General features: G+C 31.0%; 12 protein-coding genes and 3 tRNA genes. All 15 read right to left on the bottom strand.

What is annotated here, in order from left to right; all coding sequences use genetic code 11:
• Positions 1-126 precede the first annotated feature (126 nt).
• Entirely contained in the window at positions 127-1428 is a 1302-nt protein-coding gene (locus IR152_RS16445) for a rhodanese-like domain-containing protein (protein ID WP_227452988.1), read from the bottom strand.
• Positions 1429-1854: 426 nt separating this feature from the next.
• Entirely contained in the window at positions 1855-3687 is a 1833-nt protein-coding gene (glmS, locus tag IR152_RS16440) for a glutamine--fructose-6-phosphate transaminase (isomerizing) (RefSeq protein WP_227452987.1), read from the bottom strand.
• A 267-nt stretch (positions 3688-3954) separates the two neighbouring features.
• Positions 3955-5301 carry a phosphoglucosamine mutase gene (gene glmM / locus IR152_RS16435; RefSeq protein WP_227452986.1) on the bottom strand — a complete coding sequence of 449 codons (1347 nt, stop codon included), beginning with the start codon at positions 5299-5301 and terminating at the stop codon, positions 3955-3957.
• A 170-nt stretch (positions 5302-5471) separates the two neighbouring features.
• Positions 5472-6029, bottom strand: a complete 558-nt coding sequence (locus IR152_RS16430) for a 2-oxoacid:acceptor oxidoreductase family protein (RefSeq protein ID WP_227452985.1) — start codon at positions 6027-6029, stop codon at positions 5472-5474.
• Entirely contained in the window at positions 6030-6782 is a 753-nt protein-coding gene (locus IR152_RS16425; protein WP_003420710.1) for a thiamine pyrophosphate-dependent enzyme, read from the bottom strand.
• Positions 6782-7861, bottom strand: a complete 1080-nt coding sequence (locus IR152_RS16420) for a 3-methyl-2-oxobutanoate dehydrogenase subunit VorB (RefSeq protein ID WP_227452984.1) — start codon at positions 7859-7861, stop codon at positions 6782-6784. The genes IR152_RS16425 and IR152_RS16420 overlap by 1 nt, the downstream gene beginning before the upstream one ends.
• A gap of 28 nt (positions 7862-7889) precedes the next feature.
• Complete coding sequence (locus IR152_RS16415; RefSeq protein ID WP_227452983.1) at positions 7890-8105, bottom strand: 4Fe-4S binding protein; 216 nt, start codon at positions 8103-8105, stop codon at positions 7890-7892.
• Between the two features lie 42 nt (positions 8106-8147).
• Positions 8148-8825, bottom strand: coding sequence for an ATP-binding protein (locus IR152_RS16410; protein ID WP_227452982.1), 678 nt, complete (start codon positions 8823-8825; stop codon positions 8148-8150).
• Positions 8815-9894 carry a butyrate kinase gene (gene buk, locus IR152_RS16405; RefSeq protein ID WP_227452981.1) on the bottom strand — a complete coding sequence of 360 codons (1080 nt, stop codon included), beginning with the start codon at positions 9892-9894 and terminating at the stop codon, positions 8815-8817. The genes IR152_RS16410 and buk overlap by 11 nt, the downstream gene beginning before the upstream one ends.
• Positions 9895-9915: 21 nt before the next feature.
• Positions 9916-10818, bottom strand: a complete 903-nt coding sequence (gene ptb / locus IR152_RS16400; RefSeq protein WP_227452980.1) for a phosphate butyryltransferase — start codon at positions 10816-10818, stop codon at positions 9916-9918.
• Positions 10819-11122: 304 nt separating this feature from the next.
• On the bottom strand, positions 11123-12304 hold the full coding sequence (locus IR152_RS16395; RefSeq protein ID WP_227452979.1) for a YbbR-like domain-containing protein: 1182 nt from the start codon (positions 12302-12304) through the stop codon (positions 11123-11125).
• Positions 12301-13140, bottom strand: a complete 840-nt coding sequence (cdaA, locus tag IR152_RS16390) for a diadenylate cyclase CdaA (protein WP_003420697.1) — start codon at positions 13138-13140, stop codon at positions 12301-12303. The genes IR152_RS16395 and cdaA overlap by 4 nt, the downstream gene beginning before the upstream one ends.
• Positions 13141-14090: 950 nt before the next feature.
• Positions 14091-14164 (bottom strand) — tRNA-Arg (locus IR152_RS16385).
• Between the two features lie 9 nt (positions 14165-14173).
• Positions 14174-14248 (bottom strand) — tRNA-Gly (locus IR152_RS16380).
• A 10-nt stretch (positions 14249-14258) separates the two neighbouring features.
• Positions 14259-14335, bottom strand: a tRNA-Asp gene (locus IR152_RS16375).
• Between the last annotated feature and the right edge of the window lie 43 nt (positions 14336-14378).

Below are 14378 nucleotides of genomic sequence, written 5' to 3'. Positions count from 1 at the left end.
AATAAGTTGTACTTATGTAATCATATTCTAACTACTTTTATATTTTAAAACATAATAAAGGTATATTCAACTTAATAAAATGAATATACCTTTGTATTAAATAATGCTGTTGTAATTTCAAAGACTCTATTTGTGTTCTCCCACTTCAATTAGATTTGAACTATCAAGACTCCAGCCCATCCATCCATCACTATAAAGAGAAGTCTCCTCAACTCCTATGACATTTGCATATGTTAATACCTCAGCAGCACGCCATCCACTTCCACACATAAATATAAGCTGTTTATTTACATCTATATTTTCTTTATTCCACATTTCTAAAATCTCATATTTATTTCTCATTGTATTATCAATATTACGATATTCTTCTAGTGAAACACTATCACTGCCTGAATGTCCATATAAAGCTCCTGGTATACGCCCTTTTTTATCATAATATGTATATCCAGATACTTTGCCTATATGTTCATCCCAAGTACGGTTATCTACTAGTATAAACTTATTTTTGTCTTTTAGTTTTTGCTTTAATTCAGATGTGGTAACAACTAATTGTGAGTTAACTGGTATATCTGCTCCAAAATTAGTACATGAATTCTTTGGATTACTAGTAAATTCTAATTCGTATCCTGCTGATAACCATGAATTTATTCCACCATTCAAAACTCTTACATCTTTTACTCCTATATACCTCAATATAACAGCTAATCTATAAGAAGCCATAGATGCACTACTTGAAACTATCACGGTATCATCCTTTGTGAATCCATAGTCTAAAGCAAACTTAGTTAAGTTATCATCATTATCAAGCATCCATGTTGGAGGAGGTTCTATAATATCGGTATTTACATGAACACTTGTAGGTATATGCCCTTTTGTATACGATTCTTCTTCTTCTCCCCAGCTTGCTTCAATCATTTTTATATTCTTGGAATTTTCAAATGTCTCAGGCGTTTTTCCATCCAATATATCTTTTATTATAAAAGCAGGAACTATCATTTGATAATTTTTATATCTTTCCATTGGAAGATTTTCGTTCTCTGCCCATTGTTTAATATCATATTTATATAGATTTTTATATCCTTTTTTAGATAAATAATCTGCTACAATCAAAGCATCTTTTCCATTTGCATCATATAATACTATATTTTTATCTAAATCAATTTTTTTAATTTTCAGTGCTTGTTCTAGTACTTCATCTTTTTTATCTGAATATACACTTAACCAATTAGCAGAAAAATCTACTGCTCCTTTTATATGTCCACCTCTTTTTACTCCATCTAATTTCCAGCCATTATACGCGTCATTTAAGCGAGTATCAACTATAATCCAAGAATTATCTTGAACTTTTTCTTGTAAAACTTCAGTAGATATTGCCTTAAGATTAACAAAATAATCTTCTTTCTTTTCTTTTTTAAAATCATATGCCATAATCTATACTCCCATTTACAAAAATTTTTTTATTTAAAAGTATTTCACTAAGATAAAATAATTTTCTTATAACCGATTAACTTCATTATATTCTTTTATAAATAGTTCCTTATATTTTTTCTTTTAAACTGCTTAAATTATCTTCTAACAAGGTTACAATATATTATGTGTTCTAATCTTTCTCATAATCCTTTATTATTCCTTATACTTGATATAGACTATATATATTTATTATTCCCTATATCTGATATGGACTATATATATTTATTATTCTTACAAATGCTTTAATCTCAATCTTTTTATAAGATTTATTATAGCAAAAACAAAACAGATTTAATACTTATTAAAAAAGCTCATCCTATAAAATACAAATAATAGGATGAGTTCTTTTCAATAAATATTATCTATTTAATTTTTAATCTGTTTTTACTCAACTGTTACTGACTTTGCTAGATTTCTTGGCTTATCAACATCGCAACCTCTTAATACAGAAACATGGTAAGCAAGTAACTGCATTGGTACAACAGCTAATATAGGTGATAAAATATCGTCTGAATTTGGTATATAGATTATTTTATCAGCAGCTTTCTCAACATCTTTATTATGGATTTGAGCAATTGCTACCACATAAGCCCCTCTTGCTCTTACTTCTTCCATATTAGAAACCATTTTTTCAAATAATTTCTCTTGAGTAGCTATTGCAATTACAGGAGTTCCTTTTTCTATTAGAGCTATTGTTCCATGCTTTAACTCCCCTGCTGCAAAAGCTTCTGCATGTATATATGAAATCTCTTTTAATTTCAATGAACCTTCCATTGCCAAGCTATAATCTATACCTCTTCCTAAATAAAATGCATGGTCAGAACTAACAACTGTTTTAGCAATTTCTTTTATATATTCTTCATTGTCTAGTATTTCTTGTATTTTTGATGGTATTTCTTTCATCTTAGAAATCATACTATCATAAAATTCTCTAGTTATTGTTCCTTTTTTAATAGCAAAGTCTAAAGCTATCATATATAAAGAAGTTATTTGAGTAGTATATGCTTTAGTCGATGCAACTGCTACTTCAGGTCCTGCCCAAGTATAGAATACATCATCTGATTCTCTTGCTATAGATGAACCTACAACATTAGTTATTGAAAGTATTCTTGCTCCTTTAGCCTTTGAATCCCTTAATACTGCTAGAGTATCTGCTGTCTCACCAGACTGACTAACTAATATTACTAATGAATTTTCATCTACAAATGGGTCACTATATCTAAATTCTGACGCTATATCAGTTATTACTGGTATATTTACAAATTTTTCTATAGCATACTTACCAAGTAATCCAGCATTATATGCTGTTCCACAAGCTACTATATAAACTTTATTTATTTTATCTAAATCTTCTTTAGAAATATTTATACTATCTAAAACTATGCTTCCATTATCATCAAGTCTTCTTTCTAAAGTTTCTCTGACACCTGCTGGTTGCTCATGAATTTCTTTTGACATAAAGTAATCATATCCACCTTTAGATGCAGCTTCTACATCCCAAGTTACATGAAATACTTCTTTTTCCACAAGATTTCTATTAGAATCATAAACTGTTACATTTTCGTCTTTTAGATGAACTACTTCTCCATTTTCTAAGAAATAAACATCTCTAGTATATTTTAATAAGGCAGGTATATCTGATGCTACAAAGTTTTCACCATCACCAACACCAACTACAAGAGGACTATCTTTTCTTACTGCAACTAATTCATTTTCGTGTTCTTTACATATAACACCTAATGCATAAGCTCCTCTTAATTTCGATATAGTTTTGTATACAGCATCTAATAAATTACCCTCATAGTATTTATCTACTAAATGTGCTATTACTTCTGTATCTGTTTGAGATTCAAACTTAACACCTTCAGAAAGTAATTCTTCTTTTATTTCCATATAGTTTTCTATTATCCCATTATGAACAACTGCTATTGTTTTAGCTTGATTAAAATGAGGATGTGAGTTTACATCAGATGGTTCTCCATGAGTTGCCCATCTTGTATGCCCTATCCCTAAATTTCCATCAATAGGATTCTTTTCTAAATCTTCTGCCAGTACAGAAAGTCTACCTTTAAATTTTCTAATATTAAGTTCTTCTCCATTAGAACTATTAACTGCTACTCCTGCTGAGTCATAACCTCTGTACTCTAGCTTAGAAAGCCCTTCTACTATAACTTCTGCTGCCTTTCTACTTCCTAAATATCCAACTATTCCACACATTATTTGTGTCCTCCTAAAAATATTATTTATATATTTTAAGAGTTAGGTCATATAAGTTTACTTTGGCTTCCCTTTGTCCATAGGATTACTCCTATTATTTAAAGAAGTCTTTCGATGGTAAACACACCGCAGAGCATCCGCCGACAATTCGATTAACTCTGACCTCGTCAACTTAGTTCCTATATTACTTAATAATTATGTCTATAACTAAGTTCTGGCGCTTAGAAAGGTGTCCTCAGTGTTTATATCTGAGAATACCCTTATAAATTACGATAATTTTTCTTGTATAAGATTAGCTAAATTTGTTGCTAATTCTTTTATTTGACCTTCCTCTTTACCCTCTAACATAACTCTAACTAATGGTTCAGTTCCTGATGGTCTTATCAAAACTCTACCATTTCCATCTAAAATAGATTCTATTCTTTCTATCTCAGTTTTTATTTCTGGATATTCCATATATTTGTTCTTATTTTCATTTTTTATTGTTGCATTCAGTAATACTTGTGGATATTTACTCATTATTGATGCAAGTTCTGATAAAGATTTTTTTTCTTGCAAAATTATATTTGCAAGTACTAGAGAGCTAAGCACACCATCTCCAGTAGTATTGTAATCTAAAAATATCATATGTCCAGACTGCTCTCCACCAAGATTATATCCATTCTTGACCATATCTTCTAAAACATATCTATCTCCTACTGCTGTAGTAGATAAATTTATTCCATTTTCTTTAGCAGCTATTGTTAGCCCTATGTTACTCATAACTGTAACTACTAAAGTATCTTGTGCTAATTTATTATTTTTCTTTAGATTTAAAGCGCTCAATATCATTATATGGTCTCCATCAACAATTTGACCCTTTTCATTTACTGCAATTAATCTATCAGCATCTCCATCATATGCAAGACCTAAGTCAGCATTATGTTCTAAAACAGCTTTTTGAAGTTGTTCTGGATGCGTAGAACCACATTTATAGTTTATATTATTTCCATCTGGTAAACTATTTATTGAAATTACACTTGCTCCTAATTCATCAAATACTATTGGTGCTACTTTATATGATGCACCATTAGCACAATCCAACACTACTTTTAATCCTTCAAAATCAGTGCTAATTATTGATTTTAAATAATCTACATAATCTCTTTGTGCGCAATGTTCATGTAATTTTCTTCCTACATTTTCTCCAACAGGAAGACAATCTACTTTATCTATATCATCTATATATTCTTCTATTTTTAACTCGATTTCATCATCTAATTTATATCCATTTTTATTAAAAAATTTGATTCCATTATATTCAACAGGGTTGTGAGATGCAGATATAACCACACCACAATCAGCACCATATTTTCTAGTTAAATATGCCACTGCAGGTGTTGGTATTATTCCAACAGTAATAACATCACATCCAACAGACATAAGCCCTGCTATTAAAGATGCCTCTAACATATCTCCTGATATTCTAGTATCTTTACCTACTACTACTTTTACCCTATGGTCTCCTTGTGCTAAAACAAAGCCACCAGCTCTACCAAGTTTATATGCTAAATCACATGTTAATTCTGTATTTGCTACTCCTCTAACTCCATCTGTTCCAAAATACTTTCTCACTAAAGATTCTCCTCTCATAATTGAAAAGCTTGTAATTTGTATAATACTTTTATAATCCATAAAATCTCATTATATTCTTAATTTCAGTCATAAAAACATTTTAATACTTCTCAGCAAAAAAGACAATAGAAATAATTCTATTGTCTTTTTTTTGACATCTTTTTTCTTTATTAGTTAGTTGCTTTAGAACATGCAGCATCCATACCTTTTTGTAGCGCTTCTCTGTTTAATGGAACGAATTTTTCTTTTCTAGGTCCGAAAACTTTTTTAAATGCTTCTAATACAGATTCTATATCTACAGTATCAGCTACTTTTAAGTAAGCACCTAACATTATCATATTAGCAACTTTATCATTTCCTAACTCAGCTGCTAATTCATTTGCTGGTATATAATAAACATCTACATCTGTTCTTTCAACTTTTTCTTTTATTAAAGAGCTATTTACTATTATTTTTCCACCAGGAATAACATCATCTTTGAATTTTTCAAATGCTGGTATATTTAATAATATAGCTGCAGTTGCATCATCTGTTATAAGTGGAGAACCAACTGGCTCACTAGATACAGTTACTGCACAGTTTGCTGTACCTCCACGCATTTCTGGTCCATAAGATGGTAACCAAGAAACTTCTTTTCCTTCTAGCATTCCTGCATAAGTAAGTAATTGCCCCATAGACATAACACCTTGGCCTCCGAAGCCTGCACATATTACTCTAGCTGTAGACATTTACTTCACCTCCTCAACTTCAACATTTTTGAAATTTCCTAATGGATAGTATGGTATCATATTGTCTCTTAACCATTGTAAAGCATCGTTTGGAGCTAGTCCCCAGTTTGTAGGACAAGTAGATAATACTTCTACTATTCCAAATCCTAATCCCGCTTGTTGAACTTGGAATGCTTTCTTTATAGCTTTTTTAGCTTGTCTAACATGAGCTGGAGTATCAACTGCTACTCTTTCTACAAATACAGCTCCTGTTAATGTAGCTAACATTTCGCTTACTCTTATTGGATAACCTTGAGTTTCAGCATTTCTTCCTGATTGAGCAGTAGTAGCTCTTTGTCCAACTAACGTAGTTGGAGCCATTTGCCCACCAGTCATACCATATGTTGTATTGTTTACAAATATAGTAGTTATTTTTTCTCCTCTAGCAGCTGCATGAACTATTTCAGCAGTACCAATTGAAGCTAAGTCTCCATCACCTTGATAAGTGAATACTGTATTTTCAGGATGAACTCTTTTTATTCCTGTAGCAGCAGCTGGTGCTCTACCATGAGCAGCTTCTTGAGTGTCACAGTTAAAATATTTATATCCTAAAACTGAACATCCAACTGGAACAACACCTACAGCATCACCTAATACTCCTAGCTCTTCTAATACTTCACCAACTAATCTATGGATTATACCATGTGTACATCCTGGACAGTAGTGAGTTTGAGTATCTTGTAATCCTTCAGTTTTCTTAAATACAACAGCCATTATCTAGCACCTCCTGCAACCAATTCTCCGGCAATAATTTTTTTAGCTTTTTCAACTATTTCTGCTGGTGTTGGAGTCATTCCTCCTGGTCTTCCATGGAAGTAAACTGGTAATTTACCTTCTACTGCCATTTTAACATCTTCCACCATTTGTCCCATACTCATTTCAACAGTTAATATGTTTCTAGCATTAGGAATTTGGTCAAATGCTTCAAATGGGAATGGCCATAATACTTTAGGTCTTATAAGACCTGCTTTTATTCCTTCTTCTCTTAATATATCAATTGCGCTTTTTACTACTCTTGAAGTAGTTCCATAAGCTGCAAATACAAATTCAGCATCTTCTGTTTTGTACATTTCGTATTGTACTTCATTTTTTTCCATTGCTTCAAATTTTTCTTGTAAATGCCAGCAGTGGTCTTCTAATACTTCTGGCTCTAAGTATAGAGAGTTTATTACATTAGGTTTTCTTTTTCCTTTAGTTCCAACAGTTGCCCAATCTTTAGGAGGCAATTCTCTTTTCTTCTCAGGAGCTCTAAATTCAACTGGCTCCATCATTTGACCTATCATACCATCTGCAACTACCATAACTGGTGATCTGTAATAATCTGCAACATCAAAAGCTTCCATTATCATATCAACAGCTTCTTGAACTGTAGCTGGTGCGAATACTGGAGTTCTGTAGTCTCCATTTCCTCCACCTCTTGTAGACATGAAGTAATCAGCTTGTGAAGGTTGTATACTTCCAAGTCCTGGACCACCTCTCATTACGTTAAGTACAACGCAAGGAACTTCTGCTCCAACTGCATATGTTATACCTTCTTGTTTTAAAGCAACTCCTGGTGAAGATGAAGAAGTCATAACTCTTGCTCCTGCACCTGCTCCACCATAAACCATGTTTATCGCAGAAACTTCTGATTCAGCTTGAACGAACGCTCCACCTATTTTAGGTAACTCTCTTGATAAATATTCTGGTAATTCACTTTGTGGAGTTATTGGGTAACCGAAGAAATATTTGCAACCAGCTTCTATAGCTGCTTTTCCAAACGCTTCGTTACCTTTCATAAGTATCTTAGCCATTAAAATTCCCCCTTAAATATTAATTAAATTAATCTCTTTCTACTGTTATAACTACATCTGGACACATAGTTGCACAACTTGCACATCCTACGCATTTTTCCATTTCAAAAACAGTTGCTGGGTTATACCCTTTTTTGTTTATTACATTTGAGTCTAATTGTATGATTTTTACTGGACATGCTTCAACACATAATCCACAACCTTTACAACGTTCTTGATTAAAAGATACTTTTCCTTTAGCCATTTACCTAAGCCTCCTTAAACTTTCTATATATTTGAGCTCAAACTACATCCAGTCTTCTCTCATATATAATTTTATAGGAAAAATTTCTCCCTCTAAATCTTTTGGTAATTGTTCAACAAGATTTTCTAAACATGCAACATATCTTATAGGTATATTACACTCCTTAGAAACTTCTTCTGCAACTTTTTGACCTCTTAAAACATCATCAACAGTAGTAAATCTAATGAGATGAGTATTATTAATCAGACCTGTTACCTTTAATTTAGAAGACTTTTCTATTTCCTTTATATATTGGATAACTTCTTCAGAAGTTTGAGTTTTCTCCCTATTTGCATTTATTACAAAAAGCATATCATAGTCGCCTTCTTTTAACAAATGACTAAATCTTCCTATAACTCTAGCACCTACATTATCTCCACCTAAATCTATAACAGAATTGTATGAATGATCAACCATAGGAGACATTACCTCCGCTGATACTGCTGGTAAGTCTAATGTTGGAGCATTGATTGAGCTATCTATTGGTTGTATACCTAAAGATTTCATTAGCTCTTTCTTCTCTCTAGTTCTAAAGTATACATTTACCACATCTAAATCAGCTATAGCAACTTTGCCAGAAACCATATCTCTTAATTTAACAACATAGTTCATCGCAAATTCACTTTTACCACTTCCATAGTGACCAGTTATGATTCTTATTCTTTTATCATTAGTTATCATAAACCTGAGCCTCTTCTTCACCAGTTAAAACTCTAAGTCCACCTTGAGCTAATGCAATCATTTCATCTTCACCTGGATAAACTTTTACATCTGCTATAAATTGAACTCTATCTGCAATCATTTCTGTAAACATTTTTGAATATGCGATTCCACCAGTTAATAGTATTACTTTTACATCTCCCTTAAGAACTGCTGCACTAGCTCCTATTTCTTTAGATATTTGATATGCCATAGCTTCATATACTAATTTAGCCTTTTCATCTCCAGCTTCAATTCTTTCTTCAACTTCTCTAGCATCATTAGTATTTAAGTATGCAACTAATCCACCATTGCCTTTTATTTTCTTTTTAATCTCATCTTGAGTATATTCTCCACTAAAGCACATTTTTACTAATGCACCTACTGGTAATCCACCACTTCTTTCTGGAGAGAAAGGTCCTTCTCCATCTAATGCGTTTGCAACATCTATTATTCTACCATTTTTATGGGCTCCAACAGAAACTCCGCCACCCATGTGAGCAACTATAAGATTTATATCTTCATATTTCTTGTTTATTTCTCTAGCATATCTTCTTGCTATTGCCTTTTGATTTAAAGCATGCACTACACTTGCTCTACTTATTTCAGGCATCCCAGAAATTCTAGCAACATCTTCTAATTCATCCACAACAACAGGGTCTACTATGTATGAAGGAACATTTACTTCATCACCTATTTGTTTTGCTATTATTCCACCTAAGTTTGAAGCATGTTCTCCTAAAACTCCTACTTTTAAATCTTCAATCATAGCAGCACTTACTAAATAAGTACCACCTTTTATAGGTTTAAGAAGTCCTCCTCTACCTACTACAGCATCTAATTCAGATGTTTTTATTCCACCTTCTTTTAGAGCTTTTTCTATCACTTGTTTACGGAATTCAAATTGGTCTGACACTTTCTCATATTTTCCTATTTCTTCTGAAGAATGTCTTAAAGTTTTTTCAAATACTAAATCCTCATTATCAAATACAGCTATTTTAGTTGACGTCGAACCAGGATTTATTGTTAAGATTTTAAATATTTTGCTCATTTGCCTATTTCCCCCTTAAAATTAAGCCTTTGCTGCCATTAAAACACCTAAAGCTATTGAGTTAAGTTTAGTTTCTTCGCTGTCTGCTCTAGAAGTTAATATTACTGGTGCTTTAGCCCCAACTATAACTCCTGCATTTTTTGATTTTGAGAAGAATACCAAAGCTTTATATAATATGTTACCACCTTCGATATCTGGAGCTAACAATATATCAGCTCTTCCTGCTACAGGATGATTTATACCTTTATGTTTAGCTGCTTCTAAAGACACTGCATTATCAATTGCAAAAGGTCCACCAACCATACAACCTTTGATTTCTCCTCTTTCATACATTTCTTCTAGCTCTTTAGCTTCAACTGTATCTTTCATTTTTGGGTTTACTTTTTCTTTTGCGCATATCGCAGCAACTTTTGGTTCACTTATATCTAATGAATGTGCTACTGTGCAAGCATTTTCTATGATTTGCTTTTTAGTATTTGTGTCAGGAGCTAAGTTCATAGCTGCGTCAGTTACGAAAAATAATCTGTCATATCCCTCTACATCAAATACTGCTACATGACTTAATACATTTCCAGTTCTAAGACCTACTTCTTTGTTTAAAACTGCTTTTAGTATTATTGATGTGTCTACTAAGCCTTTCATTACCATGTCGGCTTTTCCTTGTGAAACTAATTCAACAGATTTTAGAGATGCTTCTGCTAAATCTTTTATATCTATCACTTCATAATTTTCGATATCCATGTCTATGCTTTTTGCAATTTCTTTAGTCTTTTCTATATCACCTATTAAAATGGCATTTGCTATTTTTTCTTTTCTAGCCATTTCAACTGCCATTAAAACTTCTTTATCTTGGCAACATGCTACTGATATAGTTTTAGGTCCTCTTTCTTTTGCAAACTTAATTACTTCTTCAAAGCTTTTCATGCATTTCCACCTCATCTTGAATTTTTTGAAATAGAACTTTTTATATCTCAATTAAATTATAACTCGTTCAGCAACGTTTTCCTAGTGATAATTGAAATATTTAATTCAAAAATATTTATTTAAATCTATTTATCAGTCTTTTTTCATATATCTAGTGCTTTTTAGATTTAACAAATATCTCATTGTCCTTATTTTATAATATAACTAAAATAAACAAGATGCAACAAAAACATAAAATTAACAAACTTAATTTTATAGGTTTTTTTGCCGCATCTTGTAACAACTAAATATTCGAAATATTTGTTCATTCCACTTCAACAATATTAGGTTCTATATTTATTTTTTTAAATTGATATGTTGTTTCATATTTTATTTTATATTTATTTTCTTCCTCAGGAGCTTGTGATAAATCAATATACAATGAAATATCTTTTTTATTTAACTTACTCAAATCTTCTGTCGATTCTACAACAACTTTTATATCTACGTCAGAAATTATACTTGGATTATCCATATTTGTTGGGGTATTCCTTAATTCAATATCTCCTGCATTATATAGAAACTCTGCACTCAATTGTTTTGTCCCATTTAATTTGATTGTTATAGAACTATCCTCAAGAGTTATACCCTCTGGTACTTCTAAGCTTACTTCTTTTTCTTCTCCACTAGCTAAATCATCTAAATCAACAGGTTTTGTCTTAATATAATTTATTTTGTCTATATTTTCCTTTTTACCTTTTATTGCGACCTGTTCCTTACTTAATTCATAATTTTTCAATGTATCATTATCTTTATTATCATTTAGATTTACTTTTATTGGTACAGTTTTTTCCTTTAACAACTCTATTTTTGCAGTTACAAAAGATGAACTTAATTTTACACCTTCAACTTTAGTTCCGTCACTATTTAATGGTATTAATTCCAATTTTTTAGAAAAATCCTCCGTCTCATTGCCAACATCTAAATTAGCCCTTACACTTTTAACTTCTTTAACTAGAGTTCTTGGACCCGATACTTCGACAAACTTCTTACTAAGTTCAATTTTATTTATATTTCTTTTTGAATTCCCACTTACTTCTATCTTTATATCTCTTTTTTCTTTTATATTTTTTTCAAGATTTACTACTAAAACATCATGCTTAAATTCTATAGTGACGCCTTGAGGAATATTTGCTTTTAAATAAACCTCCTTCTGTCCTTGTATTGGGTCTTCAATAGTTCCATATACATGTATATCATCTTTTTTAACACCTTGCACCTTTGATAAACTACCCTTTATATATACATCTGCAGTTAATTTTTCGTCTGGATATATAACAAGATTTTTATCTTTTAAATCACTCATATTACTTATAGATACAGGTATGTCTTCAAACCCTTTAGTTTCTTCAGGGTCAACTACAGCCATAACATACATCCATAATGCAATCGCACTTAAAAATGATATTATTTTTATTTTGGTATTATTTTTCAGTCTATTTATCATTTAAATATACCACCTTTGAAAAAACTTCTTGTTTCTGTATTTGTTTTTAAATTACTACGTAATATATTCATCATTCTTTCTCTAGAAATATCTCTATATAACTTACCTGCTTTAGCAATTGATACGCCACCTGTTTCCTCTGATACAATCAACGTTATACAGTCAGACACCTCACTTACTCCTATTCCTGCTCTATGTCTAGTACCTAAATCTTTACTTAAGTCCTTACTTTCTGTCAATGGTAAAAAGCATGCAGCTGCCTTTACCTTAGAATCTCTAATTACAACAGCACCATCGTGTAATGGCGTATTTGGTATAAATATATTTATTAATAGCTGTCTAGAAATTTCAGCATCAATAATAGTTCCTGTATTTATTATATCACTTATTCTAGTTTCTCTCTCCATTATGATAAGAGCTCCTATTTTTTGTCTAGAAAGTGAATATAAAGCTTCTACAATTTCTTCTATATTTCTATTAAGAGTCTCTTCAGAAGTATTTACATTCTTTCCAAATAAATTAAATTTTGCTCTTCCTATATGTTCAAGCCCTGCTCTAAATTCTGGCTGAAAAATTATAAGAGCAGCTATAACTCCATAATCTAAAGCTTTAAGAGATATCCAATAAACGGTGTGCAATTTAAAGGTATTACTAAGTTGAGTTGCTAATAAAAGAAATATTATTCCTTTAAACACTTGTTCTGCTCTTGTATCTTTTATAAACATAAATATTTTGTAAAAAATATACGCTACTATAGATATGTCAATTAAATCATATATACTCATTCTTAATATTATATTAAAAAATCCATTTAAAAAAGAATTTATATCTAACACAGTTTTATCCTCCTGTTTGATAACTTCTTAATTATTTACACTAAGTATTATACTATATAAATCTAACTCTATACAAACTATTTAACTTTTATGTAAATAATTCTAATTTTATGTTTAGAGATTGTTAAATAATCTCTAAACACATTAAAAATATCAACTTAATAAATACATTTTTTTATTAAAGTTAGTTTTTGTTTAAATAATTCAAACCATCAAGGCGCGAATACAAAATAGTACTCGCGCCTTAATGCAGTTTTATGCTCTAAAATATCTTTAATATATCTTTACTTAATATATATTCATCATTATAAATTCGATAATCTATTTATAACTACAAACAACTACAAAATTTAAATATTATTTGTCATCAATATTATTCTATTAGAATCATTTTTATATTAGAGTAATAATTTATTTTATATCTAGTTTAGATAAATTTATTTTAATATCTTACTATAAACTATCACTAAAACTTATCTATATGTAACTAGACAAGCTCTTCTACGACCAAAATAACATATAATATTTAAAGTCGTATATCTATTCCACAATATAATAATTCATTTAGTATAACTTATAAATATTACATTAAATTGTCAATTCTTTATAGTACCTAATTTTCTTTTATAATTCCTTGTACTTATTATTTAGGTGAAATGAATTTCTTTATAAATAAATTCATATATTATTTCAATATATTAATACTATAAAGTATACAGTATAATGTATATAATTCTTATATGATTATGATTGCATTCAATTGATGCTTTCATAAACTTCTTGTAGACTATTATACATTACCCTTCATATCTTTACAATATTAATGAATATAATGTAACTCTTACATAGTTTAAAGTTTATAAAGATAAAGACACAGGTAATATACATGTATCCTGTGTCTTTTTAAACAATATAAAAGTTTACTATAAAATATAGTAAACTTTTCTTAATGAGCGCACAGGGATTCGAACCCCGGACACACGCCTTAGAAGGGCGTTGCTCTATCCAGCTGAGCTATGCACCCAAATTATTATGGAGCGGGAAACGAGATTCGAACTCGCGACTTCAACCTTGGCAAGGTTGCGCTCTACCACTGAACTATTCCCGCTTATTTAATTTGGCGACCTGGAAGGGGCTCGAACCCTCGACCTCCAGCGTGACAGGCTGGCATTCTAACCAACTGAACTACCAGGCCGCAAATGGTGGGACCAACAGGGCTCGAACCTGTGACCCCCTGC

This window comes from Clostridioides sp. ES-S-0108-01, assembly GCF_020662285.1.
Classification (GTDB): domain Bacteria; phylum Bacillota; class Clostridia; order Peptostreptococcales; family Peptostreptococcaceae; genus Clostridioides.
This window is presented reverse-complemented; position numbering and strand designations above follow the sequence as displayed.